Annotated in this window: 29 protein-coding genes; 11 read left to right on the top strand and 18 right to left on the bottom strand. The window is 60.3% G+C overall.

What is annotated here, in order from left to right; translation table 11 throughout:
* Window positions 1-4: 4 nt before the first annotated feature.
* The 5 genes from RIFP1SYM_RS01215 to yaaA form a co-directional block, all read right to left on the bottom strand.
* Window positions 5-781 carry an ABC transporter ATP-binding protein gene (locus RIFP1SYM_RS01215; RefSeq protein ID WP_006473737.1) on the bottom strand — a complete coding sequence of 259 codons (777 nt, stop codon included), beginning with the start codon at window positions 779-781 and terminating at the stop codon, window positions 5-7.
* Window positions 781-2,781: a vWA domain-containing protein gene (locus RIFP1SYM_RS01210; RefSeq protein WP_005958727.1), complete on the bottom strand. Its 2,001-nt coding sequence runs from the start codon at window positions 2,779-2,781 to the stop codon at window positions 781-783. Before RIFP1SYM_RS01210 ends, RIFP1SYM_RS01215 begins: the two co-directional genes overlap by 1 nt.
* Window positions 2,782-2,796: 15 nt before the next feature.
* Window positions 2,797-3,423, bottom strand: a complete 627-nt coding sequence (locus RIFP1SYM_RS01205) for a hypothetical protein (protein ID WP_006473738.1) — start codon at window positions 3,421-3,423, stop codon at window positions 2,797-2,799.
* A 173-nt stretch (window positions 3,424-3,596) separates the two neighbouring features.
* Complete coding sequence (locus tag RIFP1SYM_RS01200) at window positions 3,597-4,385, bottom strand: TatD family hydrolase (RefSeq protein WP_005958725.1); 789 nt, start codon at window positions 4,383-4,385, stop codon at window positions 3,597-3,599.
* Window positions 4,364-5,131 (bottom strand): peroxide stress protein YaaA, encoded by a 768-nt coding sequence (yaaA, locus tag RIFP1SYM_RS01195; RefSeq protein WP_005958723.1) that lies wholly within the window; start codon window positions 5,129-5,131, stop codon window positions 4,364-4,366. Before yaaA ends, RIFP1SYM_RS01200 begins: the two co-directional genes overlap by 22 nt.
* A gap of 149 nt (window positions 5,132-5,280) precedes the next feature.
* Here yaaA and RIFP1SYM_RS01190 point away from each other — a divergent pair, with 149 nt between their 5' ends.
* Genes RIFP1SYM_RS01190 through RIFP1SYM_RS01175 form a run of 4 tightly spaced genes read left to right on the top strand, consistent with a single transcriptional unit; the run spans window position 5,281 to window position 7,744 of the window.
* Window positions 5,281-5,568, top strand: a complete 288-nt coding sequence (locus tag RIFP1SYM_RS01190) for a hypothetical protein (RefSeq protein WP_006473739.1) — start codon at window positions 5,281-5,283, stop codon at window positions 5,566-5,568.
* 16 nt (window positions 5,569-5,584) lie between these two features.
* Entirely contained in the window at window positions 5,585-6,400 is an 816-nt protein-coding gene (gene xthA, locus RIFP1SYM_RS01185) for an exodeoxyribonuclease III (RefSeq protein ID WP_005958719.1), read from the top strand.
* A gap of 3 nt (window positions 6,401-6,403) precedes the next feature.
* Window positions 6,404-7,153, top strand: a complete 750-nt coding sequence (locus tag RIFP1SYM_RS01180; RefSeq protein ID WP_005958717.1) for a Mut7-C RNAse domain-containing protein — start codon at window positions 6,404-6,406, stop codon at window positions 7,151-7,153.
* A gap of 48 nt (window positions 7,154-7,201) precedes the next feature.
* Window positions 7,202-7,744 carry a hypothetical protein gene (locus tag RIFP1SYM_RS01175; RefSeq protein ID WP_006473740.1) on the top strand — a complete coding sequence of 181 codons (543 nt, stop codon included), beginning with the start codon at window positions 7,202-7,204 and terminating at the stop codon, window positions 7,742-7,744.
* Between the two features lie 78 nt (window positions 7,745-7,822).
* On the opposite strand, the gene RIFP1SYM_RS01170 is transcribed toward RIFP1SYM_RS01175, so the two are convergent.
* The 3 genes from RIFP1SYM_RS01170 to mtaB all read right to left on the bottom strand — a co-directional run bounded on the left by RIFP1SYM_RS01170 (window position 7,823) and on the right by mtaB (window position 11,190).
* On the bottom strand, window positions 7,823-8,626 hold the full coding sequence (locus tag RIFP1SYM_RS01170; RefSeq protein WP_005958712.1) for a type IV pili methyl-accepting chemotaxis transducer N-terminal domain-containing protein: 804 nt from the start codon (window positions 8,624-8,626) through the stop codon (window positions 7,823-7,825).
* 34 nt (window positions 8,627-8,660) lie between these two features.
* Window positions 8,661-9,488, bottom strand: a complete 828-nt coding sequence (locus tag RIFP1SYM_RS01165; RefSeq protein WP_240991563.1) for a type IV pili methyl-accepting chemotaxis transducer N-terminal domain-containing protein — start codon at window positions 9,486-9,488, stop codon at window positions 8,661-8,663.
* 418 nt (window positions 9,489-9,906) lie between these two features.
* A complete protein-coding gene (mtaB, locus tag RIFP1SYM_RS01160) occupies window positions 9,907-11,190 on the bottom strand; it encodes a tRNA (N(6)-L-threonylcarbamoyladenosine(37)-C(2))-methylthiotransferase MtaB (protein WP_005958709.1) in 1,284 nt (427 codons plus the stop codon).
* Between the two features lie 94 nt (window positions 11,191-11,284).
* Here mtaB and RIFP1SYM_RS01155 point away from each other — a divergent pair, with 94 nt between their 5' ends.
* Both RIFP1SYM_RS01155 and RIFP1SYM_RS01150 read left to right on the top strand, forming a co-directional pair.
* Window positions 11,285-12,829, top strand: coding sequence for a DNA recombination protein RmuC (locus tag RIFP1SYM_RS01155; RefSeq protein WP_005958707.1), 1,545 nt, complete (start codon window positions 11,285-11,287; stop codon window positions 12,827-12,829).
* An 8-nt stretch (window positions 12,830-12,837) separates the two neighbouring features.
* Complete coding sequence (locus RIFP1SYM_RS01150; RefSeq protein ID WP_006473742.1) at window positions 12,838-13,317, top strand: GNAT family N-acetyltransferase; 480 nt, start codon at window positions 12,838-12,840, stop codon at window positions 13,315-13,317.
* A gap of 78 nt (window positions 13,318-13,395) precedes the next feature.
* On the opposite strand, the gene RIFP1SYM_RS01145 is transcribed toward RIFP1SYM_RS01150, so the two are convergent.
* The 7 genes from RIFP1SYM_RS01145 to RIFP1SYM_RS01120 form a co-directional block, all read right to left on the bottom strand.
* The gene (locus tag RIFP1SYM_RS01145; RefSeq protein WP_005958702.1) at window positions 13,396-13,755 is read right to left on the bottom strand and encodes an EF-hand domain-containing protein; all 360 of its coding nucleotides are present in this window, start codon (window positions 13,753-13,755) and stop codon (window positions 13,396-13,398) included.
* Window positions 13,756-13,878: 123 nt separating this feature from the next.
* Complete coding sequence (locus tag RIFP1SYM_RS01140) at window positions 13,879-14,787, bottom strand: sensor histidine kinase (RefSeq protein WP_005958698.1); 909 nt, start codon at window positions 14,785-14,787, stop codon at window positions 13,879-13,881.
* Between the two features lie 8 nt (window positions 14,788-14,795).
* Window positions 14,796-15,209: a hypothetical protein gene (locus RIFP1SYM_RS16190; RefSeq protein WP_005958696.1), complete on the bottom strand. Its 414-nt coding sequence runs from the start codon at window positions 15,207-15,209 to the stop codon at window positions 14,796-14,798.
* Window positions 15,206-15,874, bottom strand: coding sequence for a response regulator transcription factor (locus tag RIFP1SYM_RS01135; RefSeq protein WP_005958694.1), 669 nt, complete (start codon window positions 15,872-15,874; stop codon window positions 15,206-15,208). The genes RIFP1SYM_RS16190 and RIFP1SYM_RS01135 overlap by 4 nt, the downstream gene beginning before the upstream one ends.
* Window positions 15,875-15,876: 2 nt before the next feature.
* Window positions 15,877-16,161, bottom strand: a complete 285-nt coding sequence (locus RIFP1SYM_RS01130; RefSeq protein ID WP_138921710.1) for a PepSY domain-containing protein — start codon at window positions 16,159-16,161, stop codon at window positions 15,877-15,879.
* On the bottom strand, window positions 16,161-16,433 hold the full coding sequence (locus RIFP1SYM_RS01125) for a hypothetical protein (protein WP_006473745.1): 273 nt from the start codon (window positions 16,431-16,433) through the stop codon (window positions 16,161-16,163). The genes RIFP1SYM_RS01130 and RIFP1SYM_RS01125 overlap by 1 nt, the downstream gene beginning before the upstream one ends.
* Window positions 16,433-17,005 carry a cytochrome b/b6 domain-containing protein gene (locus RIFP1SYM_RS01120; protein ID WP_005958688.1) on the bottom strand — a complete coding sequence of 191 codons (573 nt, stop codon included), beginning with the start codon at window positions 17,003-17,005 and terminating at the stop codon, window positions 16,433-16,435. Before RIFP1SYM_RS01120 ends, RIFP1SYM_RS01125 begins: the two co-directional genes overlap by 1 nt.
* A 380-nt stretch (window positions 17,006-17,385) precedes the next feature.
* Between RIFP1SYM_RS01120 and RIFP1SYM_RS01115 the strand changes: the two genes are divergently transcribed.
* Window positions 17,386-17,910, top strand: a complete 525-nt coding sequence (locus RIFP1SYM_RS01115; protein ID WP_039959507.1) for a hypothetical protein — start codon at window positions 17,386-17,388, stop codon at window positions 17,908-17,910.
* Between the two features lie 56 nt (window positions 17,911-17,966).
* On the opposite strand, the gene RIFP1SYM_RS01110 is transcribed toward RIFP1SYM_RS01115, so the two are convergent.
* Both RIFP1SYM_RS01110 and RIFP1SYM_RS18685 read right to left on the bottom strand, forming a co-directional pair.
* Window positions 17,967-19,841, bottom strand: a complete 1,875-nt coding sequence (locus RIFP1SYM_RS01110; RefSeq protein WP_039959506.1) for a DEAD/DEAH box helicase — start codon at window positions 19,839-19,841, stop codon at window positions 17,967-17,969.
* A gap of 104 nt (window positions 19,842-19,945) precedes the next feature.
* Entirely contained in the window at window positions 19,946-20,734 is a 789-nt protein-coding gene (locus tag RIFP1SYM_RS18685) for a hotdog domain-containing protein (RefSeq protein WP_005958682.1), read from the bottom strand.
* 179 nt (window positions 20,735-20,913) lie between these two features.
* Here RIFP1SYM_RS18685 and RIFP1SYM_RS16185 point away from each other — a divergent pair, with 179 nt between their 5' ends.
* From RIFP1SYM_RS16185 to RIFP1SYM_RS01095, 3 genes are read left to right on the top strand one after another with little or no spacing between them, the layout of a single operon-like run.
* Window positions 20,914-22,248 (top strand): HAMP domain-containing protein, encoded by a 1,335-nt coding sequence (locus RIFP1SYM_RS16185; protein WP_005958680.1) that lies wholly within the window; start codon window positions 20,914-20,916, stop codon window positions 22,246-22,248.
* A complete protein-coding gene (locus RIFP1SYM_RS01100; protein WP_050798683.1) occupies window positions 22,245-22,970 on the top strand; it encodes a methyl-accepting chemotaxis protein in 726 nt (241 codons plus the stop codon). The genes RIFP1SYM_RS16185 and RIFP1SYM_RS01100 overlap by 4 nt, the downstream gene beginning before the upstream one ends.
* 9 nt (window positions 22,971-22,979) lie before the next feature.
* The gene (locus RIFP1SYM_RS01095) at window positions 22,980-23,477 is read left to right on the top strand and encodes a gamma-glutamylcyclotransferase family protein (protein WP_005958676.1); all 498 of its coding nucleotides are present in this window, start codon (window positions 22,980-22,982) and stop codon (window positions 23,475-23,477) included.
* 27 nt (window positions 23,478-23,504) lie between these two features.
* Here RIFP1SYM_RS01095 and RIFP1SYM_RS01090 read toward each other — a convergent pair whose 3' ends face one another.
* Window positions 23,505-23,933 carry a rhodanese-like domain-containing protein gene (locus tag RIFP1SYM_RS01090; protein ID WP_005958674.1) on the bottom strand — a complete coding sequence of 143 codons (429 nt, stop codon included), beginning with the start codon at window positions 23,931-23,933 and terminating at the stop codon, window positions 23,505-23,507.
* A 276-nt stretch (window positions 23,934-24,209) separates the two neighbouring features.
* Between RIFP1SYM_RS01090 and RIFP1SYM_RS01085 the strand changes: the two genes are divergently transcribed.
* A partial coding sequence (locus RIFP1SYM_RS01085) for a vWA domain-containing protein (protein WP_050798681.1) occupies window positions 24,210-25,886 on the top strand: 1,677 nt, incomplete at its 3' end.

Genomic DNA, 25,886 nt, shown 5'->3' with positions numbered 1-25,886 from the left:
GGCATTAACCAGTGACCACGGTCTCGGTGGTCCTGCCGCTCTTGCTGCGGCGGGTGTGGTGGGAGAGGTGGCGCAGGCCGAGCCGGTTGATATGGCGCCAGGCGTGGCTGGCGACGATCACCGTGATGTGCAGCTCCTCTACCAGTTCGATGAACAGCGACATGATCTTCTCCGCCGCGATTGGGTCGAGAGAGGCGGTGGGTTCGTCGGCGATGACAATGGAGGGGCGATGTGCCAGGGCGCGGCCGATCGCCACCCGCTGACGCTCGCCCACCGAGAGTTGGTGCGGCAGTTTGTTCAGATGGCGCTTGATGCCTAGGTCATGGGCTAGCTCCTCCACCAGGTCGTCATCGGGGAGCTGCAGCAGGCGCCGCGACAGGCCGATGTTGTCGCGCACCGTCAGGTAGGGCAGCAGGCCGCCGGTCTGCATCACATAGCCGATGCGCTGGCGGCGCAGGTCGCCGAGTTGGTTGAGCTGGTGTTTGCGCCAGTGTTCGGCCACATCCAATGGTGTGCTGCCACGCTCCGCACGGAAGCGGAAGGAGCCGCTCTCGGTTGGTTGCAGGATCATCGCCAGCATGTCGAGCAGGGTGCTTTTGCCGCTGCCGCTCTCGCCGATCACGGCGACCTTTTCACCCAGCGCGATCTGCAGGCTGGGCACCTTGAGCCGGAACCGGCTGCCCTCGACTTCGCGGGTCTTGACCACGTCGCGCAGGTGATAGATCAGGGTTCGCTCGCCGTTCTGGCGGCTGGTCGGGTTGGGGTCTTGTTGTTGATTCACTAAGGGAGCATTTCGATGGCCAGGGGGAACACCGAGTCGCCGTCGATGGGACCGCCGTCTAGGGAGACCCAAAGGTCGGTGTGGTCGTGCAGCACCTGGTAGTAGTTGATCTTCTCTTCCAGCCGGTGGATGAACTCCAGCTGTTGCTGGGCCGGCCAATCCTGCCAGTTCTCCAGCGACAGGTCCATCACCTCGCCGGTGTAGGGCAGATCCTCGATATATTCGCGCATGAAGCCCATGTCGGCAAGGTTGCCGGCGCGGGCGCCACTGACCCGGGTGGTGCTGCCAAGCTGCTGCGGGTCGCGGGCGATGGTGGCGGCCAGGCTCTTCAGGTCGTTGAGGAAGTTGCGTGGCGACAGCAGCCCCTCTTCGGCAGTCTCCAGTACCTGACGCATGATGCTGTGCAGATCGCTGAGCTGATCGCGGCTCAGCAGCACCCGGATATCGAGGGTCTGGCGCGTCGGGTCGCTGAGATCCCGGTCTACCAGCCAGGCGTTGAACAGATTTGGTATCTGCTGTTCCTGATCGCGCTGCAGATAGCGCATGCGCAGCGCATAGCCGAGCTTCGCCACCTTTGCCTGGAATTCGGCCAGCTGGCTCTGATCCTCGTCCGGCTCTGCTCTCTGCGCCATTTCCACAGGGGGCTGGATCGGCTGCAGCTGGCGCCCGGCGGCGGCCATGGCGGCGATCTTTACCTGATCGGTGATTTGGTGGGCGAGGGAGTCCAGCACCCGACCGAAGCGCTGCACATCGCCGGTCTTGACGCCAAAGTAGAAGCTGCCGATGCCGGGGTAGTGGGAGAGGTCGCGGTATTTCTGCTCCGCCTTGGCATGGTTGGCGTAGGGGGTAGGGGTGAGTAGGTGCAGCACCGACAGGGCGATGCCCTTGTTGCGCGCCAGCCGGTTGAGGGACTCGGCGCTGAGGCCGGTGCCGGAGAGCGGGTCGCTGGCTTCACGTGGGCCGGCATCGGTGATCAGTACCACGTAGCGGGCATCCTGACCCCGCCAGTCGATGCTGTCGATGGCGTCGTAGACCCCGGCGTAGCTATCTTCGATGAAGCCCTTGCTGGAGGCGGTGGCCGCCTTCAGCGACTCAACCGCGCCAAAGAAGCCAGCGGCGTCTTTGCCCTGCTCCAGATCGACATAGACTCGCGAACGGTACTCCAGCTCTGGCACCGCATCGGTGCTGTCACGAAACGCCACCAGGCCGAAGCTGACATCGCCGGTGAGTTCCTCGCGGGTGATCACATCGTAGATCTTGCGCACCGCCTTGCGGGTGCGATCGATGTAGGGGTCCATGGAGAGGGTGGAGTCGATGACAAACACCACGCCGGAGCGGAACCGGCGTAGCGGCGCAGCTGGTGTAGCCGGCTGCTGTGGTTTGGGCTGGGCCTGTTTGCGTGACTCCAGGGGCACGCTGGAGACCTGCAGCAGGCGCGCCGGTTCGCTACCCAGGTAGATATCCTCGTGGCTGCGGATCGGCACCAGGTAGAAATCCTGCAGGATGTCCACATGGTTGCTCGGCTGGATCGCGATCACCGGTGAGTCGGCGGGCAGCTGGCCGCTCTCGGCTGCTGAATAGAGTTCGCGATAGACGGCTGGATCGTCCGCTTCGATCAGCTGCTTCAGCTCATTATTGTCGCGAAATAGCAGTACCCGGTCGTGGCCCAGCGGCTCACGGAAGGCAACGGTGAGACCCTGATTCCAGGGGATCAGTTCGTGCTCCCGGATCCAGCCCCGCAGATCGCCGTGGCGGTTGATACCGACCTGCAGCCACTGCTGGCCGGCCTGTTCGCGGCGCTGATAGATGTAGTAGGCAGTGAAAGGTTTGGTGGGCTCGCCGATGTCTGCTCCCGGGCTCTGGAAGATCAACGCGCCGGGTTTGTTGAGCATGCGCTGGTAGAGCGACTGTTTGCCCGGCATCAGCAGCGGGCGGCTGTTCTCCGCAGCGACGTTGGTGACAAACAGGCAGAGGATGAGGACAAACGCACTGAATCGCATAGCTATGGACAGATCCTAACGCCAGTTCAACAGCAGCCGGCGGGCATTGCCATCACCCTCGGCGGCGGCCTGCTCAATGTGTGAGCGCAACACGGCCAGCCGTTCTTCCGCTTGCTCCACGCCGCTCTGCCGTGCAAGCGAGTACCATTTGAATGCCTGTAGCGGGTCGGGTTCCTGGATTGGCGTACTGCCGGTAGTGAAGTGGGCCGGATCGTGAAGTTCGCCGAGCAGCATGGCGGAGGGGCCATGGCCGTTGCGGGCGTTGAAGAAGAGCAACAGATAAGCGTCGGTGACCCGGCCCTGCTGCTGCAGCTCTAGGGCGCGGTTCAGTAAGCTGTCGGCATCCAGCTGCTGTTGGCCATTGCGCAGGGCGGCAATCAACGCCCGGGCGATCTCGCCATCCGCTTGTTGTGCAGGTATTTCGAGACGCGCGGAGGAGACCGCTGGCGTAACCGGCGATGGGGACTCTGCAGTGCCTGATGGGCTGGTTGCGCCCGCCTCACGATGGATCGGAGCGATCGGCGACGGGGGTACGATGCCGCTGTCGGTCTGCTCACTGTCGGGGGTGGAGGTGAGCCAGATCAGCGTTAGCAGGATCACCGCGATACCGATGGCGAGGCGGATGCGCCCATTACCCTTCAAACCCGGGCTGCCCGCAAAATCCTGCGGAATTCTCGATTCGGATGTCGTCATTCTGTGCCGGCGGTAGTGCTGCCGACGGATGCTCAAAGCCGCCGGTAGATCGGGTGGGCAAGCCACTCTTGCTGTCGTCTTGGACGCCCAATTTGACCAGAACGCCCCATGAAAATCCACCACTAAGGCGGGGCTTCCAGACCAAACAGCTGCTCGGTGTTGCACCGGGTCTGCTGTGCGATCTGTTGCGGATCTTCGTTGTTCCTGAGTTGTGCCAGAGTCTGCAGCACCAGCGGCAGGTAGGCGGGTTCGTTGCGCTCGCCGCGATGTTGGCTGAGCGGCTGATCGGGGGAGTCGGTCTCCAGCAGGATCGACTCCAGTGGCAGGCTCTGCACCAACCGGCGCAGCTTGTTCGCCCGCTCATAGGTAATAGGCCCGCCGAAGCTGAAGCTGAAGCCCATCTCGATCAGCCGGTGTGCCTGCTGCTTACTGCCGGAGTAGCTGTGGAAGACACCGTGCAGGCCGGGAAATTGCTTAAGGGTGTTGATGCAGGCCTCCACTGCCCGCCGGGCGTGGATGATCACGGGCAGTTGGTAGTGGTGAGCCAGCTCCAGTTGGGCCTCGAAGTAGAACTGCTGCAGCCGGGGCTGCGGATTGTCGATGAAGAGATCGAGGCCGCACTCGCCGATCGCCACCGGCCGTTCCTGTCTGACCCACTCCGCCAGCTGCTCGAGGTGTGACCGCTGATGTTCTGCAACAAACATTGGATGCAGGCCGTAGGCGGGGTGTAGCCCTGGATAGTCGCGGCAGACCTGCAGCTGGCGTGGCCACCACTCGGCCTTGATACCGGCGATGATCTGACTGGTGACGCCGGCAGCGTGGGCGCGCTGCAGTGCTGCCTCCCGATCGCCATCGAAACGCTGGTCGTCGAAGTGGCTGTGGGAATCGATTAGCCGCGGCTGAAGACCCATATATCTCCCTGGGAAAGGGTCTGATTAAAGCGGTAGCCGTCCTGGTCAAACTGCTTGATCGCCTGCGGATCGTGAAGACGATTATCGATGATGTAGCGGCTCATTACACCCCGCGCCCGCTTGGCGTAGACGCCGATCATGCGGTAGCTGCCGTTTTTGTACTCCTTGAACTGCGGGGTGATGATGCGTCCCGCTAGCAGCTGCGGCTTGATCGACTTGAAATATTCGTTGGAGGCGAGATTGATCAGGATATCATCGCCCTGTTCGGCCAGATCCTGGTTGATCGCCTCGGTGATCTTGCTGCCCCAGAAGGCGTAGAGATCCTTGCCGTTTTTGTTGGGTAGTTTGGTACCCATCTCCAGCCGGTAGGGTTGCATTAGGTCGAGCGGGCGTAGCACCCCGTAGAGGCCGGAGAGGATGCGCAGGTGTTGCTGGGCGAAGTCGAGACCAGCCTGTGACATCGACTCCGCATCCAACCCGGTATAGACGTCACCCTTCATCGCCAGCGCCGCCTGTTTGGCATTTTTCGGGGTGAAATCCCTGTGCCACTCGTGGTAGCGCTCGAAGTTGAGATTGGCCAGCTTCATGCTGAGCTTCATCAGCTCCGCCAGATCCAGCGCCGAGTAGTTGCGCAGGATGTTGATCAGCCGCTGCGACTCGTCGAGAAAATGTGGGAGGCTATGGTGTTCGGTTACTGGGGGGGTGGTGTAGTCGAGGGTCTTGGCGGGGGAGATGACAATCAGCATGTTTTATTTTGATTTGGTGATTTTATGCCCCCATGATCGCTATAGCTGTACAGAAAAACAACCGTAATTCGNAGCATGGGTATAGTGAGCTAGAGCCTGACCAGACCCCATGCTAGGCTTGCCGCTGTCTTGCAGAACAAGGTGACAGGGTGGACCGGGACAAACGCATACAACAGCTGCTGGATCTGGTGGGGCGGCTCTATGCCGAGACCGGCGAACTGAGCGAGTCCGATGGTGATCTGCAGCTCTGGTACAACCGGGGGTACGCCAATGGCATGATCCAGGTGCTGCGAGAGCTGGGGGCGGCGGATCAGATTGCAGCGCGGGTCGAGGCCGATACCGCCGACCGGCTGGCCGGTCAGGAGTTTCTGCCTTGGGGCAAGGCCTATTTGCATGGCTTCGAGATGGGTGACAGAGAGACCCGGGAAGTTTTGTAGTGCAGGAATCGAAGCGATGAAGATTGTCTCATTCAACACCAACGGCATCCGTACTCGCGAGCACCAGCTGCAGCAGCTGAAACAGCGTCATGATCCGGATGTGATCGGTATCCAGGAGAGCAAGGTCCAAGACCAGGACTTCCCGCTGGAGATGACCAGCGCGCTGGGTTTCAACGCCGCCTACTTTGGCCAGAAGACCCATTATGGCGTGGCGCTGCTCTCGAAGCAGGCGCCGTTGTCGCTGCAGAAGGGCTTCCCCGGCGACCCGGTGGACGCCCAACGGCGCATGATCATCGGCCGTTTTGCCACTGACAAGGGCAATCAGGTGACGGTCATCAATGGTTACTTCCCGCAGGGTGAGAACCAGTCTCACGAGGTCAAATATCCGGCTAAGCGCAAGTTCTACGCCGATCTGCTCGTCTATCTGCAACAGCATCACAGCCCAGACGACAATCTGCTGGTGATCGGCGATATGAACATCGCACCGCTCGACCTCGACATCGGCATCGGTCCGGACAACGCTAAACGCTGGCTGAAGAGCGGCAAGTGCTGTTTTCTGCCAGAGGAGCGGGAGTGGCTGCAGCGGCTCACGGATTGGGGCCTGCACGATACCTTCCGCGGCCACTATCCCGAGGTGGATGACCGCTTCAGTTGGTTCGACTACCGCAGTCGCGGCTTCGACCGCGAACCCAAGCGCGGTCTGCGCATCGATCTAATCCTGGCCAGTGCCAGCCTTAATGCCGCTTGCAGCGATGCCGGCATCGACTATGAGATCCGTGGCATGCAGAAGCCTTCCGACCACTGCCCGATCTGGGCCGAATTTGATATCTGATCCGTGGCGGTTGCGCGCTTCCGTTTCTACGAGGAGCTCAACGACTTTCTGCCGGTGGCCCAGCGCAAACGGGAGATCGAACTCCGATTCGAGCCTCCCGCTCCGGTGCGCCACCTGATCGAGGGGCTGGGGGTGCCCCACACCGAGATCGAGATCATCCTGGTGAATGGTGAGTCGGTGGGGCTGGAGCGGCAGATCGAGGATGGCGACCGGGTCAGTGTCTATCCGGTGTTCGAGGCCCTTGACGTGACGCCGCTGCTGCGGCTGCGCCCGCACCCCCTGCGCGAGCTGCTGTTCTTGGCCGATGCCCATCTCGGCAAGCTGGCTCGCCATCTGCGTATGCTTGGTTTCGATACACTGTTTTTCAACGACCTCGGCGACCGGGAGCTGGCCGAGCTAGCAGGCCGGCAGCGGCGCATCCTGCTGAGCCGGGATCGCGCCCTGCTGATGCGCGGCACGATTAGCCACGGCTCGCTGATCCGCAGTACTGACCCCAGGGAGCAGCTGCGTCAAGTGGTGCAACGCTTCGATCTGGGCCACTGCCTGAAGCCCTTCAGTCGCTGTATGGAGTGCAATGAACTCCTGCGGACAACAGACAAAACGATGGTGCTGAAGCAGCTGCCGCCCGGCGTGGCGGAACGCTATGATGCGTTTTTACAGTGCAGTGGGTGTGGCAAGGTCTTCTGGAAAGGTAGCCACTACCGCGAGATGCGGCGTTTCATCGACGACCTGGTTGACCAGCCGCGAGAGTAGAATGTGGCTCTTTCATGGGCCAACCAGACGACCAACAGAGGAGATCTTATGGATCTGCGACAGTTTCTGATCGTGTTTAGCGTAACCCTGAGCCTGGTGAGCCCGGCCCGGGCTGACCAGGAGTGCGTGCGAAAGGTGTTTCGTGACTTTTGCCTCGGCGGCAGCCTGGCGCAACAGTTGGAGCGTCAGCCGACGAAGAGTCCATTGCGCCGCAAGGGTGAGCGGGCCGGAGCGATCTATACCCAGGAGCGGGAGCGGATCTACGTGATGGCCTACAAGGGGCAGATCTATAAAGTGCTGCGTACCTTCGACCCGGCTACCTACTCCACCTATCGGGATCTGCAGCGGAGCCTCGCAAGGAAATATGGCAAGTCGGAAGAGAAGAGTCAGTTTCCCGCCAGGATTCGTGGCCGGGCGGCCCGCATCGGCGCGGCCCGCCGCGGCGAGGGGGAGTTCCATGAAGTCTGGTCGCCGGCGGGAAAGGCCTGGCGGGTGGAGCTGAGCTGGTCGCGCAAGTTGGGGGTGGCGCTGGCCTATCTGGTCAACGAACTGGACCGTCAGCAGAAGGCTAACCACGAGATCGATCTCTGAGCCTCCAGGGGATCGCACCCCAGGTCATCCCTTGCGAAGTGGATGCGGCGCCTTGCGTTCGCCCTCTGGTGCGGCGAGTCACTGGCTGGGGCTGCGGGTAGAAAAGATCTGCACGTACATCTTCGTCACCCTATTTGAACGTTGCAGGATCTTGTCGGTGGTTGCAAAGACGGTGACAGGAAGTCCCCCCTTCTTGATGTCGAGGAAGAAGCCTCTGACAACTTTCCACAGGTTGGTGATGCGCACCAGTTCGGTATTGATCGCCTTGGTGTTCGACTTTTCCACCTTCAAGGCGTGCAGGCTGGCCTCGAACAGATCGACCGCCTTGGTCAGCTGGGTGACCGAATTCACGTCACGAAAACCCAGTTGATAGGCGATGTAGTATTTGGCAATGCGTTGCGAAAGCATGCGTTGCCGACCGGCGAGGTTGACGATCTTGGATGTCTTGATCTTGGATGTCTGCTCGAGTTTCTTTACGATCTCGTTGGAGACCTCCAACAGCGTCTCGCTGAGATCCAACACCAGTGCGCCGTTGTCTTGATTGTAGGGTTGGCTGCAGAGTTCAGCATACTCATCATATGCCAGATCGATATAGGTGAGCAGATCCTGTATGGCTGGATCTTTGATCTCCTTCCTCAGGCTGGCGTGGTTACTCTTGAATAACTTCAGGCTGTCCCGCATCTGTTGCCGCGCCTTATCTGGGCGACTTCCCTTGCCCAGAAAAAAGTAGGCCTTGGCGATCTTCTGCGAGAGCATACGTTGCATCCCCGCTCGATCGATCAGGCTGGTTACTGAGGGTGTCTCCTCCGCGTGCGAGGCAAATGGCAGCGCAAGCAGCAGTACAAGACAAAAGAGAGAGGTGGACTTGAGGTTAGTCTTCATTGTTACTTCCTAATGACGAGACATAGAGCGGGGGTTATTTTTCGGCATACATTTTTGTGGCGTTGTTCATCGCGTCGAGAATTCTGTTCGAAGAGCGCAGGATGAGGGATGGAATGAATTTATCGCTGTTTGTTTTTGCGGATAAATCAAACCATTGGAATGCCTTGTTTGCGATATTGAGCTGTTTCTTGATGTCGGGAGTGGTCAGGCTGGAGTGCTCCAGTTTTGCATGGTTTGCCTTGAATTCATCGACAGCCTGTTTAAATGCGGGGGCGAAATCAAATCCCTCTATTCGCCAGCTGCGCAGCATGTAGAGGCTCGCCATGCGCTGGGAGAGCATGCGTTGGCGGCCGGATCTGTTGACGATCTCTGCGCTCTTGTCTGTCGATGCGGCAGCAATCAGAGAGACAAGCCTGTGCGATGCGTCGAGCAGGCGATCCATCTCATCGCGCAGGCTGGCCGCCTGATTGCGATCGGGGGTTGCAGTGAGTACCGGCTTGAGTGCATGCCACTGTGTGGTGACCGCCTTCAACGCCTTGTTGACTTCATCGTTAACCGGAAAGGCCGTGAGTTCTTGCAGGTGTCGTTCAAAAAGGGCGATGGTCTCTTTCAGATCTGCCCCAGGTTGCTGGTATTTGATGCCCTGACCGATCAATGCGTAATCCATCAGCATGCGTTGAGTGAGCATTCGCTGCATACCGGCCTTGTTGATCGCATCAGTCGAATCCTTAATCGCGGCCTGGGTCGACTGGGTGAAGAGGAGTATGCCGGCGGTGAGCCAGGCCATGAGTAAGAAGGGGCGAGAAAACATGTTGGATGTCATTGGAAATACGCTACCTAGCATTGAAGGGGAGCCACTCATGGACGTTCCCATTGTCCTTTGCAACTCGGCTGGTCATCACTCAGCGGGTGAACTATCGAACGTTAGGGAGATCGATGCTCAGGGACAGGGGTGTTGCGGTTCTGGGGATGGTGAAATTATCAACCTGCTTCCAGTGATATAACCCAGCTCATAGGAAGATGCAGGCCTTGATCAGCAAGAACATCTACGACTACTACGATGCGCGTCCTCTTGGTAAGAGGTTGCTAGCATACGCAGTGCCTAACCTCATCAATGTGACATGGAACCCAAATATCGGTGACGGGAGCGGGTTCAGGCTTGTGGTCTTTGATGTATAAGCGGGAGGAATAGGGCTCTTCTAATTCTTAATGGGTAGGCGTCGATGCATTGTGGGTAGTGGTCCGCAGATGAGGCTGTCGTTTTGCTGACGAGGCTCGATTTACAAAGGTCGTTTTGTCTTGCCCAACAGACGCTCCCCTTCAGCTGACACTGCCTCCAACTTTACCTCGATGATGCGATTCTGCAGCGCCGCATCGGCCGGGGCCTCGATCTCCACCCGTAGGTAGTTGGGGGTATAGCCGAACCAGCCGCGGCTGCCATCCCCCTCCACCAACAGCGGCACCTGCTTGCCAAGCTGCCGTTCCAGCATCTCGCGCTTCATCTGTTCGCCCAGTTGGTGCAGTTGCTCGCTGCGCTGGCGCTTGATCTCCCGCGGCACCGGATTGGGCCGCCCCGCCGCCTTGGTGCCGCTGCGTGGGGAGTAGGCGAAGATGTGCAGATGGCCGAACCCCATCTGCTCGACGAAGCTGAGGCTCTGCTGCCACTCCGCCTCTGTTTCACCGGGGAAGCCGACGATGATGTCACTGGTGATGTTGAGATCGGGCACCTGCTGGCGTCCCTCCTCAACAAGCTGGCGGAACTCGTTGCTCTTGCAGCGGCGCGCCATGCGTCGCAATACAGAGTCGCTGCCGCTCTGCAGCGGCAGGTGCAGGTGGGGCATGAAACGGGGGTTGTCGAAGCGCGACCAGAAGTTGTCGGGCAGATCCCAGGGCTCCAGAGAGCCAACCCGCAGCCGCGGGATCTCACTATCCGCTAGCACCCGGTCGATCAGCTGCCCCAGGTCGGAGTCGATGTCGCTGCCGTAGCCGCCCAAGTGGACGCCGGTCAGCACCACCTCCTGGATCCCCTCGCTGTGCAGCCGGTTGATCTCGGCGATCACCTCTTCGGCGGGGCGGGAGCGCTCCTCGCCGCGGGCCAGGGTGACGATGCAGAAGGTGCAGCGGTAGCGGCAGCCGTCCTGCACCTTGATGAAGGCACGCTGACGACCGCGTGCGAGCAGCCCGCCGGACTCTTCCTCGGTGACGCTCTGCGGCATGATGTTGAGATCCAGCTCGCGTTGCACGATCTGCACCAGCTGCTCCTTGTCCTGGTTCGGCACCACCAGATCGACCCCGTCGGCACTGGCACTGGCGGTGGGATCGAGGGAGGCGTAGCAGCCGGTCACCACCAGCCGCGCCTCGGGATTCTGCCGGTGCGCACGCCCCAGCAGTTTGCGTGACTTGCGCACCGCCTCTTCGGTCACCGCGCAGGTGTTGACCACCAGCAGGTCGGCCTGCTCTGGATCCTGTGTCAGGCTGTGGCCGAGACCACGGAACTCCCGGCTCCAGCTCTCCAGCTCCGCCTCGTTGAGACGGCAGCCCAGGGTTTTTAGATGTACGCGCATGGATTGGTCGTGTCGCAGTCAAAGAGCGGGCAACTTATCGGGCTGACCGGCAGGTTTCAAGTCTAAACGCATTTAATAAGGTATATTCCCCGCCATGGAGACACTGACACAACTTCCCATCTGGCAGCAGGCCGGTCTGGCTCTGGCGCTGCTGTTTCTGTTATTGCTGGCGGTGGCGCTGCGCTGGCTGTGGCGTCTGCTGCAACACCAGCTCGATCTGCTGCACGATCGCGAAGCCCGCGACCGCCAGCTTGATGAGCGGCTGCGCGAGCTGGAGCGATCCTTGTTGCGGGAGCAGAGCCAGCTGGGCCAGCATCTGGCGGAGCGTATCACCAAGGGTGCCCTAGCCCAGCAGCGCACCCTGCATGCCCTGCAGCAGCAGATGCTGGAGCGTACCGACCGTTTCTCCCAGGGCGTAGAGCGGCGTTTCGCCGAGATGCAACAGCGGCTCACCGAGGATGCGGGGCGTCTGCGGGTGGAGCTGCTGGAGCGTTTCGAGGGGCTGCAGACCCAGGTCAACCGGGAGTTGGCAGATGGCCGGCTGGCGCAGCAGGAGAAACTGGGTGAGCTGCGCGAGGCGCTACAGCAGGCGTTGATTCGCCACCGGGAAGCGTTCGACGAACGTCAGCTGGAGGCGATGAAGGCGCAGCAGGAAGCGCTGCAGCGGGGCATGACCGAGCTGCGCAAACAGGTCACCGAGGCGTTGCTGCAGCACGCCGACGACCTGGGCAAACGGGTGCAGGGGCTCACCGAAACCACCGACCAACGTCTCAAGGAGATCAGTGGTCAGGTGGAGAAGCGCCTCAGCGAGGGCTTCGAAAAGACCACCGAGACCTTCAGCCAGGTGCTGATCCATCTGACCCGCATCGACGAGGCGCAGAAGAAGATCACAGAGCTCTCCAGTAGTGTGGTCAGCCTGCAGGAGGTGCTCTCCGACAAGCGCTCACGTGGCGCCTTCGGTGAGGTGCAGCTCAACGCCCTGGTGCGTAACGTGATGCCCGAGTCGGGCTTCTCGCTGCAACATACCCTGAGCAACGGCCGCCGCGCCGATTGCCTGCTGTTCCTGCCAGACCCCACCGGCAATGTGGTGATCGATGCCAAGTTTCCGCTGGAGAGCTACCAGCGCATGGTGGACGACACGCAACCCGAGTCGGAGCGGCTGCAGGCGCAGCGTCAGTTCCGCCAGGACATCAAGAAACACATCGATGACATCGCCAGTAAATACATCATCGAGGGCGAGACCTCCGACGGCGCGGTGATGTTTATCCCCGCCGAGGCGGTGTTCGCCGAGATCCACGCCCACTTCCCTGACCTGGTGGAGGAGGCGTTCCGGCGCCGTGTCTGGCTGGTCTCGCCCACCACCATGATGGCGATCCTCACCACCGCCCGGGCGGTGCTGAAAGACGCCGCCACCCGTGAGCAGGTGCATATCATCCAGGAGCATCTGCGCGAGCTGTCGAAAGACTTCGGCCGTTTCCAGAGCCGCATGGACAAACTGGCGACCCACATCTCCCAGGCCCACACTGACGTCAACAACGTCAACATCTCCGCGCGCAAGATCACCGGTCGTTTTGAGAAGATCGAGCGGGTGGAGCTGCAGGATGAGGCCAAACCGGAGTTGCCGATCTTCAAAGAGTAGTGCTGAAGATGTTCGATATAATCGAGGCCGATCTGGCCGATGCCCACCAGGCTGAGGCCTTTCTGCAGCTGATGAACAGCTATGCTCTCGATCCGATGGGCGGTGGCACACCACTCACCGACTACGCTTGGGAGAATCTGGTGGCGGCGATGCGCGCCCGCAACGACGCGTTGAGCCTGCTTGCCTTTATCGATGATGAACCCATCGGCCTGATTAACGCGTTTGAAGGTTTTTCCACCTTCCAGTGCCGACCACTGCTGAACATCCACGACATCATTGTCATCCCGCGATTTCGCCAGCAGGGGGCCGCCCGTCAGATGCTGCAGAGACTCGAACAGATCGCCATTGAACGGGGGTGCTGCAAACTGACTCTGGAGGTGCTGGAACGCAACCTGGCGGCACGGGCTGTCTACAACAAATTCGGCTTCTCCCCCTACGAACTCGATCCGCAGATGGGCAAGGCGATGTTTTGGGAGAAGCAGTTGTAGTGCGTAGCTGTGTAGGATTGGATGAATGGAGCAGCGGCGATGAGCTCCCTCTCATCGCCGCTGCTGTCGCTGTTTCAGCTACTGGTTACGCCAGCCTCTCGGGCAGGGCCCTGGGGCGTTGGGCGCGTTCCCCCAACGGTTGGCCCGCATCTGCGCGCGGTAGCTATCCATTTCCGTCGCACTGATATAGCCGTCGCCATCCTGATCCATCATCTGGAAGGGTGAGGGACGGTTGAGGTTGCGCATCGGATAGCCGAGCTGGGCCCGCTCTGCGCGGCGTTGGGCACGAACCTCTTCGAACTCCTGTTGGCTAACGTAGCCGTCACCATTGAGATCGAAATAGACATAGGGCGGTGGGCCCGGATTGAATGCCAGTGCGCTGCCAATACCGAATACTGCCAGGGCGGATGCTGCTGCTAATTTGGTCACACGCTTCATGACTGCTCTCCTGTGGTACTGCTTGGATCAGCCACCCGGCTTTGCCGGAGTGGCGAGGGGTCCTTTCCCTCTAGCTTTAGTTTCCACAACCGGGATGAATTGAAGCTGAAAATGTGTGTCGGATCAGTGATGCAGGGCGAGGCGCACCAGGATCTGCAGGCCGCCTAGCAGGGAGGAGCGGAGGAAGCGGATCTCGCCGCCGTAGAGCTTGACGATATCGCGCACGATGGCGAGCCCGAGTCCGTGGCCCTCCATGTTTTCGTCGATGCGCACACCGCGCTGGGTGAGCCTGTCCAGGTCGGCAGCGGAGACACCAGGGCCGTCGTCCTCAATGGTGATCTGGAAGATCTCCGTATTGGCGCTGAGCTCGCAGCGGACTTGTTGTCTGGCCCACTTGCAGGCGTTGTCGAGCAGGTTGCCGAGTAGTTCTAAAATGTCCTCGCGGTCTAGCGGCAGCGGCGATTGGAAGGCATGGCTGCAGTGGATATCCAGCCTCTTCGCGGAGTGGAGCAGGCGCAGGCTGGTGATCAGCGCGTCCATCTCAGCCGCCGCATCGAAGCGCTGCCCCGGGGTGCCTGCGCCGGCTAGGCGGGCGCGACGCAGCTCCCGTTCGGTGATGCGCTGGATGCGCTCGGCCTGGGTCTGCAGCTGCTGGCGCTGCGCTTCGAGGCTGGAGAATCGGTTTGATTCGATCTCCCGCTGCAGCAGGCTGAGAGGGGTCTTGATGGCGTGGGCGAGATTGCCCAAGGCATTGCGGGAACGTTCCAGGCGCTGGCCGAGCAGTGCCAGGATGCGATTGAACTCCTGCACCAGGGGCTGCACCTCGTCGGGCACCGACTCATTGAGCTGGCTGATCTCGCCGCGCTCCAGCCGCTTCATGTCCTGCGGCACCTGGTCGAGGCGCTGCAGCGTGTGGCGAACCACCAGGCGCTGCACCAGCAGCAGCAAGGCGATGGCGGTAAGCGCGGCAAACAGGAAGTTGCGCTGGTAGCGGCCGATCTGTTGGTTGATCTCGCTCAGGTCTTCGGCCACTGCCAGGGTCAGCTGCTGACTGCGTTCTGATAACCGGCCACCCGAACCAATAGCGGCTGTTGCTCTGGCCCGTTGAGATAGAGTATCTGTACTTCACCCTGGGCAAGGTCCGGGATCTCTAGGGTCTGGTCCCACAGAGAGCGGGATCGGATCATCTCTTCGCCCTCGATCTGCACCTGAAAATAATGGCCGGAGAAGGGCTGCAGATAGACCGGGGTGAGGCGGCCCATGCGTATCTTTTTGTGGCGCGAGGGGTGGTTTAATGCGCGCAGCACCGATTCGGCATCATGTTCGAGGCGGGTGCTAACATAGGATTCTGCCACTTGCTGCAAGGCGTAGCCGCCCCCCCAGATCAGGATGCCGGCCAGCAGCAACAGCGAGAGAAATAGCCCGAGTTGCAGGCGCGACTCCAGAGAGTTCATGCCGGATCGTCCACGAAGATATAGCCCTGGCCGCGGCGGGTCTCGATGCGCGCCTTGCCGAGTTTGCTGCGCAGCCGGCGAATATAGACCTCGATCAGGTTGCTATCGCGGTCGAAGTCCTGGTCGTAGACGTGCTCGGTGAGCCGGGTTTTGGAGACGATCTGGCCGGGGTGGAGCATGAAGTAGTGCAGCAGGCGGTACTCGGTGCCGGTGAGGTCGATGCGGCTGCCATCGGCTAGCTGTACCTGCTGCAGCGCTTCATCCAGCAGCAGACCGGCGGCCTTCAGTTGGGGGCCGGGCCGCCCTTCGCTGCGTCTGATCAACGCCTTGATGCGCTCCAGCAGCTCCTCGACGTGGAAGGGTTTGCCGAGGTAGTCGTCAGCGCCGGCCTTGAAGCCGTCCACCCGCTCATGCCAAGCGTCGCGGGCGGTCAGGATCAGCACCGGCACGCTGTTGTCGCGGCTGCGCCAGTTGTGTAGCACCTCCAGCCCCGGCCGCCCTGGTAGGCCCAGGTCGAGCACCACGATGTCGTAGGGCACCTCATCGCCGAGGAACTCGCCATCGATGCCGTCGCGGGCCAGATCCACGGCGAAGCCGGCACGGGAGAGTTCGGGTTGCAGTGTCTCGACCAGTTCGTAATCGTCTTCTACCAGCAGTAGGCGCACGTCTAATTCTCGATCTTTTTCTTGATCATCTCGCCGCTGGCGGCGTCGAAGTAGAACTCCCAGACCCGCCCCTGCTCATCGAGCAGTTCGAGTTCATAGACCAGACGCCCCTGCTTATGTTCGAGTTCCACTTCGAGGATCTGGCCCGGCTGCTGCAGACGTTCAAGGATGGTTTTTAGTGGCAGGATCTCGCCAGCCTGTTTCAGCCGCAGCGCCTCATCGTGGTCGGAAGTGAAGGCAGGGGTGAGTCCGCCAAGCAAGACCAGAAGCAGGAGAGTGCGCGTCATCAATCGTCCCATCGGCCGAAGCCGGGAATATTTACTTGATGTTCGTCGAAGGATCCGCTCTCCGCTCTGGAATGGCAAGCCAGGCAGCTGCCGCAGTGGCTAATGTTTGCCTCTCTGACAATAGCTGCTCTGTTAGTGGTGCTGATCTCATGCCGGTCGTTGAACTGGGTAATGCCGTCGGCCCGGTAGAGATCGATCAACTGCGTCAGCTGATCTGCATGAAGTATCTGGCTCGAGAGCAGTAGGGTCAGGCTGAGAGTGCTCTTTAGCATCAACTGGCCCTTCGCTTGTAGCCGGTGATCATGGCGCGCACCAGATTCTCATTGTGGAGCCGGCTGGCGAACAGCACGCCCGCCAGATGCAATCCGACTAGCAATAACGAGAGGTGGGCGAGGAGTTCGTGCAACTCCTCCAGTGCCTTGGCCAGGAACCCTGGGGTGCCCGCCATCAGGCTGGCGAGCGGTCCGGAAAACTCCGCTGCTCCATACAGCAGCAGGCCGCTGAACGCGGTTCCTGTGAGGCAGAGCAGCAGCGCCACCACCATCGCACCACCAGCCGGATTGTGTCCCAGATAGCGCTTGGCACGCAGTGCCAGCTCATCTTTGAGATAGCGGATCACTATCTCGGGGCGGTGTACAAAGTCGCTGAATCGCGCGTGGCGCGGGCCGATGAAGCCCCATACCAGCCGCACCAGGATTAATCCCAACAGCGTATAGCCGGCCCAGCTGTGGAGGCGCATGAAGTGGTCTTCGGTGATGTAGGCGATGGCGAAGCTGCCCGCCAGGCCCCAGTGGAACAGCCGCACCAGTGGGTCCCACACCTTTATCTCGGGTTCGTTGTTCATGGATCGGATCCCTTCTTGCTATTTGAGATCCAGGGTAGCGGGCAAAGCTGAAATGAAGCTGAATGCGCGCGGGATTACTCCACTCTCACCGTGGCCGGTTGATTTGGGATTGGAAATTGATCCCATCTCCTCTCGTGCAGGGGGGGTAAGGCACGGGAGGGCCGTCCCAATCATGATTTAGTGGGAACGCCTATCCTGTAAGTAGAGAGGGTGGATCTATCTGATGAATGACATCGATAAAGAGGCTTTGACAAGGCAAAAGCTGCTTGGAATGCATCTGCGGATGCCCCCCGTCAGGGTCATGCGGAGTCGTAGAGAGATCGATTAGGGACATCCACAGACAGGGATGTTGAGACAGGGTCGTGAGGAGGGAACACAGAATGACAAATCAACAGCGAAACTTGTTTGGGTTTTCGATGTTCAGTGCTCTGTTGCTTCTTTTGGCCTTGATGCCGACCCAGCCGGTTGGGGCTGCGTGGGAGGTGTGCCGCACAGAGTTCAGCTTTGACTCAGTGCCAGATAAGGTCAAAGCGGGGAGCGCTCTCAGAGTAGTACTCAGGGTGACCAACAAATGTAAACCAGATAATCCAGATCTTAGCTATCTAAGGTTCATCAGGGTTGATGTGGTTGGAAACAGGTGGATCTGGGGGAAGGTCGATCGGGGTTCCAAAACGGTTGAATATGAGATGCTTGCAATCAGAGGCGGCATCAGCAAAAAGTTTGTGGTCGATCTGACCGTTGGGAACGGACCGGGCGGTGAGGCGATGGTGCTAGCCTTTGCCAACGTATACAACAACCGTAGTCCCAGTGAGGGGACGTTGCTGAAAATCGGTACCAAGATCGAGATTATTGGGAAGCCACCCTGGACTGAAAAGATCAAGAAGATTGTCGACTCGATGTTTTAGTCGTCTGGATAAGCAGGATCTCCCGTTACTCTCACAGAGTGTCTGCGAGGGTTATTTCACTTGCCATCGCGCCTGGATGGGCCGGCCCCCTGGCCCATCCAGCGTTCGAGATCATGACTTCTTTGACTTACGAGGTTTTTTGTCGCGGTTGCCCCTCTGATCCTTCCTGATTTTACTGCCACGCTTGAAGTTCGGCTTGGGCTTGCGTGGCGGTTTTTCAGCACCGCCGCCGATTCTGAATGGCGCAATCTCCAGCTTCGTCCACACACCCGCACCTTGCGCAGCAACTGCAGGATCTCTTTCGGCATCCCCTCCGGTAGGTCGATGGTGGAGAAGTCGTCGTGGATCTCGATATGGCCGATGTAGCTGCTCTCGATGTCGGCTTCGTTGGCGATGGCGCCGACGATGTTGCCGGGTTTGACCTCGTGCTGATAGCCGACCTCGATCCGGTAGCGCACCATCTCGATCTCGGGGAACTCCTTCAGCGGCTTGGGCTCGGCGGAAATGGGTTTTTCGAAGCGGGGCTCGCGCTGGCGTGGTTTGTCGAAGTCCCGTTCCCTCGTATCGCGCTGTCGCTCCGAACGCTCTGGGCGCTCGCGCTTGTGGGGTTTATCCACCAGCAGCAGCGGTTCGTCGCCCTGCAGCAGTCGCGCTACGGCGGCGGCCACATCCAGCGGGTCGGCGTCGGACTCCTGCTGCACCGCGCTGACGATCTGGTAGTAGAGGTCCAGGTCGTCGCCGGCCAGGGCGTCGCTGATGCGATCCTTGAAGCGCTGCATGCGCTTCTCGTTGATGTCGCCGGCGGAGGGCATCTGCATCCGTTCGATGGGCTGGCGGGTGGCCCGCTCGATAGTGCGCAGCAGGCGCCGCTCCTTGGGTGAGACAAACAGGATTGCATCGCCAGTGCGGCCGGCGCGGCCGGTGCGGCCGATGCGGTGCACGTAGGATTCGGTGTCGTAGGGGATGTCGTAGTTGATGACGTGGCTGATGCGCTCCACGTCGAGGCCGCGGGCGGCCACGTCGGTGGCGACCAGGATGTCGAGGCGGCCTGCCTTGAAACGCTCCACCGTGCGTTCGCGCTGTTTCTGCGGGATGTCGCCGTTGAGCGCCTCGCTGGCGTAGCCGCGCGCCTCCAGCTTCTCTGCCAGCTCCACGGTGGCGATCTTGGTGCGCACGAAGACCAGCATCGCGTCGAAGCTCTCGCACTCCAGGATGCGGGTCAGAGCGTCGAGCTTGTGTAGCCCGCTGACCTGCCAGTAGCGCTGGCGGATGGTCGTGGCGGTGGAGGTCTTGGCGGCGATCTTGATCTCCGTCGGGTCGTTCAGATGGCGCTGCGCCACCTTGCGGATGATCGACGGCATGGTGGCGGAGAAGAGCGCGATCTGGCGTGTCTGTGGAGTCTGTTCGAGTATCCACTCGACGTCGTCGATGAAACCCATGCGCAGCATCTCGTCCGCCTCGTCGAGCACCAGGGCGTCGAGATTGTCGAGCTTGAGGGTGCCGCGGCGGATGTGGTCCATGACCCGGCCGGGGGTGCCGACCACCACCTGTACGCCGCGCCTGAGCTGGCGTAGCTGGTGATCGTAGGGCTGGCCGCCGTAGATCGGCAGTACGTGGAAGCCCTTAATGTGGCGGGCGTAGCTCTGCATCGCCTCGGCCACCTGAATCGCCAGTTCGCGGGTCGGCGCCAGCACCAGGAATTGCGGGGTCTTGCGCGACAGATCAATGCGTGACAGCAGCGGCAGGGCGAAGGCGGCGGTCTTGCCGGTGCCGGTCTGTGCCTGACCGAGCAGGTCTTTCCCCTCCAACAGCGGTGGGATGCTCGCCTGCTGGATCGGCGAGGGGGACTCGTAGCCCACGTCGGCCAGGGCCTGCATGATCGGCTCGGAGAGGCCTAAGGAGTCGAAAGGTATGGGGCTGTCAGTGCTCATCGGCGGGGTCACCTAGGAAAAGTGGGCAGGCGACGGTTTGGAGCCGGGCCAGCGGAAAAACGAGCAACTATAGCATAATTTAGTCGTTGCCTGGCCCGGCGGAATTATTTTGTGGGAATCGGGGTCTTCCTGCCGCCATCGTCGAGACAGACAAAGCTGACCTGGGTGGTGAAGACCGGCTGCTCCGAGCCGGTGTCGAGGTCGTCGGCAAAGACCTCCACCCGGTAGCGGCAGGAACTTGTACCGCGCTCCACCTCGGTGGTGTCGAAACGCAGGATGGTGCCCTTGCAGATCGGTTTGTGGAACTCCACCCGGTCCATGCCAATGGTGACAAACTTGCAGCCGGGGTGGTCGAGGGTGGCGGCGATCCAGGCATATTCGTCGACCCACTTCAGCAGGTTGCCGCCGAATAGATAACCGTAGTGGTTGAGGTGCTCCGGCAGCACCAGCTTGTGGTTCTCCACTGGACCCGGCCTGTTCAGGCTATGTCCGGCTGCATCATCTCCGGCGGTAGCGGGACGGGTGAGTTCTGATGCACCAGGATGCGCCAGCCGTCCGCGCCCTTGCGGTAGGTATTGGTGGCGTAGACCGACTGTTTTTGCGGCTGGCCGGGCACCGCGACCCGTTCTTCGATGAGGTGGATCGCCAGATCGCCGCTTCTCGATCCAGCTGAGGTGCTTAACCTCGATGTCGAGTTTCATCCCGTCACCGATGATCGCCTGCCAGGCCTGATGGATGGCGCTGGGGCCGCGCTGGGCTGGCATCATTGGTAGCAGGCAGAGGATCTCCTCCGATGCTTCCCAAACCGCCATCATCGCCTCCAGATCGCCCTCGTCGATGGCGTCATAGTAGGCGTCTTCCGCATCCTGTGGGGTATCGAATGGTGCTGTCATGGTCTCTCTTTCTTAGTGGGTCGGGCGGGGCCGATGATTACATCGGCGGTTTCGCTATTCAAGCGTGTGGTCAGGAAAGTTATGGCGGTTGTTGAGGGGGGGAGTCGTTTAAAGTCTCTGTCTGTCACGCCGATTAGCATGGCTATAGTCATATTACAAAATTATACAGAGGGGCGATCATGCGACAGGTGGGCATAGGCGCGAAGATCGGCGGCGGTTTCCTGGTCGCTGGTCTGATCCTGGCGGCAAGTGGTCTGGTTGGCTACTGGGTGATCAGCAATCTTTCATCAGCGCTGGCTGAGATCACCGGCCCGGTATGGAGTTCGATGGAGAGTGCCAATGGGGCGATCCGCGGTGTGCAGAAGCAGCTGATCGCAGTAGATCAGATTCTGGCGGGCAGGGACTCGGCACAACGTACTGAGATGGCAGAGGCAGAACGGTTGACCCTGGAGGCGATCGTCCGGCTCAAGACCAGCGGGCGGATTGCACCACAGCAGCTTCAGGCTTTGGATGGTGAAATCGAGGTGTTTGTCCAGGCCCGTGAAGAGCTGATCAGGATCCACAACGCCTTTCAGTCCGCAGAGGCGGCGTTGTCTGCCAATGCAGCTGCATTTCAGCGTCTGCTGGTGGATGTGGAGCGGCTTGCCAGCCAGCAGATGCTGGAGCGGGATCTGAACAGCCGCAGCGAAGAGGAGCTGGGCGAGTTTGAGGAGGGAGATGACAGAGCGCCAGATGAGGGGGAGGGAGATCCCAGAGCGGTGGTGAGTGCAGCGGGAGAGGCGCGCCTGGCAGTGCTCTCGCAGCTCGACCTCTATCGTCGATTCAAACAGAACAGCCCACCGCAGGATCTGGACCGGCAACTCGGTGTGATCGGTGAGGATCTGCTCTATGCGCTGGAGCAGATCAGCGAGGACCAGCTTTTCAGCCAACCGATCAGGAGCGGTGAGAACGTTGGGAAGAGTCACAGCCAGTTGCTGATGGAGCAGCTGCAGGAACACCGGGAGCTACTCTCTGCCTCAATTGAGCGGTATGCGGTACGTCGCCAGGCCCACCGCGACTATACCCAGGTGGCAGAACATTTGATGCAGACGGTGGAGCAGATGACCGCCGACAACCGTGCCCAGGTGGAAGTGGAAACGGGTGAGTTGCAGAGGCTGGTCTCCACCGGCGCAAACAGCATAATCATCGCCATCCTGCTGGGTCTGCTGGTGGCGGTGCTGGCCTTTATGCTCACCCTGCGGGCGATTGTCAGGCCGATCCGGGAGGTGCGGGACCAGCTCGGCAGTCTCTCTCAGGGTGAGGGCGGTCTGAATGTCACCCTGAGCGTCAAAGGCAGTGATGAGACGGCCCAGCTGGCTCAGGGATTCAACGCCTTTACCAGCAAGCTGCGCGATATGATCGCCGGGGTGCAGGAGTCGGTGAACCGCCTGGTTAGCACCACCGAGATATCTCCCGGATCGCCGACAAGGCAGGCGAGGCGGTCCGCTACCAGCAACAGGAGGTGGCATCGGTGACCAATGCTGTGGCCGAATTGACGGGCAGTCTGCAGGAGGTGACGGCCAATACCTTCCAGGCCGCTGAGCGTGCTGGTCTGGCCGATAAGGAGACCAGCCAGGGGCGGGCTCTGGTGCAACAGACCCTGTTGTTGATTCAGGTGGTAGCGACAGAGGTGGAGCAGGCGACCCGGGTGGTCAATGAACTGGGTGAAAAGAGCGAGTCGATTGGTGGGGTGCTTGATGTGATTCGCGGCATCTCGGAGCAAACTAACCTGCTGGCGCTGAATGCGGCGATCGAAGCAGCGCGCGCCGGTGAGCAGGGTCGGGGATTCGCTGTGGTCGCCGATGAGGTGCGTGGACTGGCGGCCCGCACCAATGACTCGATCAGCGAGATCCAGGTGATGATCGATCAGCTGCAGCAGGGTACCAGCCAGGCGATCAAGGTTATGACCCAGGCCCGCAGTCAGACCCAGGCCTGCGTTGAACCGGCGAATCAGGCCGATACTCGGCTGGACCAGATCGCCGGCATGGTGCGCTCGATCACTGAACTCAACCGCGGTATCGCCAATGCAGCAGAGGCCCAGCATCTTACGGTGGTCGGAGTGGAGAAGAATCTGGCGGGTATCAACGAGTTGGCTGCCAACACCTCATCCAGTGCAGTGGAGTTGACCACCTCGACCCAAGTATTGAGCCAGCTTGCCGACGAGTTGCAGGCGCTGGTGGGTGAGTTCCGAGTATAGTTTGCGGCTATGAGATTCTATTTCGCCTACGGCTCAAATATGTCGCTGCAGCGGATGACTGCCCGGATCCCCGATGCGCACTCTTTGGGGATTGCATGTCTGCCAAAACACAGCCTCAAATTCCACAAGAGTGGTCGGGACGGCTCCGGCAAGTGCGACGCCTATCATACTGGGGTGGCGTGCGATTATATCCTGGGCCATCTCTATCAAATCAGCCGCGAGGCGGGGCAGACCCTCGATCTGTATGAAGGGCGAGGCAACGGGTATGAGCGGAAATCAGTAAGACTCATCGTTCCGGGAGCTGGTGAGTTGGAGGCCTTCACCTACTACGCAACGCAGATCGATGCAGGACTAGCACCCTTTGACTGGTACAAACACCATGTGGTGATTGGTGCTGAAGAGGCGAGGCTGAGTGAGGATTATCGGCGTGAGATTGCTGTGCTGGCATCTGTGCCTGATCCGGATCTGGAATGCCACCGGCGGGAGATGGCGATCTACGTAGGGTAGCGTGCCTGCCTGGACCGCCGTAAGGTTTCAGCACTGCTCCCAGGCGAGTCCGTGAAAACGCCAGCCGCCGACTGAGCTGCGGTGATGGTGCTCGTCGAGTTCCCCCTCGAACCCCTCCTCGACATGAAACACGCGGCTGAAGCCGCCCTCCAGCAGCGTCTTGCCCGCTTCCAGAGAGCGCTTGCCGCTGCGGCAGATGAGGATCACCGGCGCGCAGCCGTCGTCGATGGTGCAGACGCTGCCACCCAGCAGCAGCTTGCGGATGTCGGTGACGAAGTGGGGGTTCTCAGTCCAGTCCGGCTCGTCGATCCAGGGTACATGAACCGCGCCGACGGGGTGGCCGACAAATAGAAACTCCATGCTGGAGCGGATGTCGACCAGCACCGTGCGGGGATCGTCCTGAATCATCTGCCAGGCTTGTTGAGGGGTGAGGCCGTGTGGGGTATCGCCGGTCACTAGGGGTTCCTCCTGCTGTTTCTGCAGATGCTAGATGGTTATCACATAAATACAACACCAGTTCACTGGCAGCGAAGCTCTGCCTGAGCATTGCAGGCAAAAACCTTTATCAATTTATCTGCGGATTGGCCCTGTCCTTCCCAATTTCACACTGTTTTTCAGTGGCTTCTATTTTCCATGAATTAAAGTGACAAGGCCTCCAGCCGCTCTCTACATCTGTATCAGGCCGATTGGCGGCCTGTTTTGCATAAACCGCCAATCACGGGGTGGGTAGGTATGAAACAACGAGTTGGCTGGGTCTTTCTCATCCTGGTCTCTTTGCTGTTGGGGGCATCTATGGCCCCTGCGGCGGCCAAACAGAAGCCGGGGGAGCAGGCAGATGTGCGCATTCTCATCGATATCTCCGGTAGCATGAAGCAGAACGATCCGCACAATCTGCGTCGTCCGGCACTGCGTATGCTGGTCGGGCTGTTGCCGAAAGAGACCCGTGCCGGTGTCTGGACCTTTGGCCAGTACGTCAATATGCAGATCCCTCTTGGTCAGGCCGATAAAGCCTGGAAGCGGCGGGCCCGCGCGGAGTCGAAAAAGATCGCCTCGCCCGGACAGCGCACCAATATCGAAGAGGCCTTGCACCGGGCCACGGAAGACTGGAGTGGTCCGCCGACTCTGTTTCGACGCAATCTGATCCTGCTCACCGACGGCATGGTTGATATCTCCCGTGACAGTGCGAAAAACCACGCCTCCCGTGAGCGGATCCTGCAAAAAATCGTACCCAGACTACAGCAGCTGAAGGTCAGCATTCACACCATTGCCCTGTCGAAAAACGCCGACCACGAGCTGATGCAGGCGCTGGCCCAGACCACCGGGGGATGGTATGAGCAGGTGGACAATGCAGAGCAGCTGAAGAAGGTCTTTCTGCGTATGTTTGAGAAGGTTGGCAAACCGGATACGGTACCGTTCAAAGACAATAAATTCTCCATCGACGACTCCATTACCGAAGCCACCGTGCTGGTATTTCGTAAACCGGACGCCAAACCAACCCAGGTGATCCCCCCCTCCGGCAAGGCCTTTGGTGCCAGCAATCTGCCCGACTCGGTCAGCTGGCACCAAGATGAGGGCTACGACATGTTCACCATCACTAATCCCGAGGGTGGCGAATGGCGTGTGCGTGCCGAGGTCGATCCCGACAACCGGGTGATGGTGGTGACCGACCTAAAAATGCAAACGAACGAGCTGCCGAATCGACTGGTGCAGGGGGTGACCCTGCCGCTGGAGGTTAGCTTCACCGACCATGATCGTCTAATCAAGAAACAGTCTTTCCTGAAGGTAGTCAACATCAGCGCCATGCAGCGCGATGAAGAGCGTGAACATGAGCCACGCCCACTGTTGGATGATGGCGTAGGAGCAGATAAAACCGCTGCAGATGGCTACTTCTCCCTCGCCTATGGCGGTGAGGATCTGCAGCCAGGGATGGGGGAACTACTTCTGAACGCCAAAGGACGCACCTTCGTGCGTGAAAAACGGATCAGCTACGAGGTGGTGTCACCGCTTGATATCAAAGTCACCAAAGGCGCCGCGCAGGGTGAGATGGAGCTACAGATCCTTCCTGATAAACGGCTGCTCAGGCCGGACGGGGTAGAGATCGAGGCCTGGCTGGAGTCTTCGGAGGGGGAACAACTTCCGCTTGCGCTGACAGACGCCGGTGAGGGGGTTCGCTCAGGCAGTTTCAACATTATGAGTTTCAGCGGCCCCCATAAATTGATGATCAAGCTGAAGGGGCAAACAGTTGCGGGGCATCCAGTGGACTACTTCGATGGGCCGATGGAGGTGGAGGGCATCAAGCCTCCGCCGGCAGAATCCAAGCCCGAACCGGAACCTGAGCCAGAACCCATATCCAACCCTGCACCGGCGCAGATGGAGCAACTAGTTGATGAGCCCGAGCCGGTAGAACCA

The organism is endosymbiont of Riftia pachyptila (vent Ph05) (genome assembly GCF_000224455.1).
In the GTDB taxonomy this organism is placed as follows: Bacteria; Pseudomonadota; Gammaproteobacteria; order Chromatiales; family Chromatiaceae; genus Endoriftia; species Endoriftia persephonae.
This window is presented reverse-complemented; position numbering and strand designations above follow the sequence as displayed.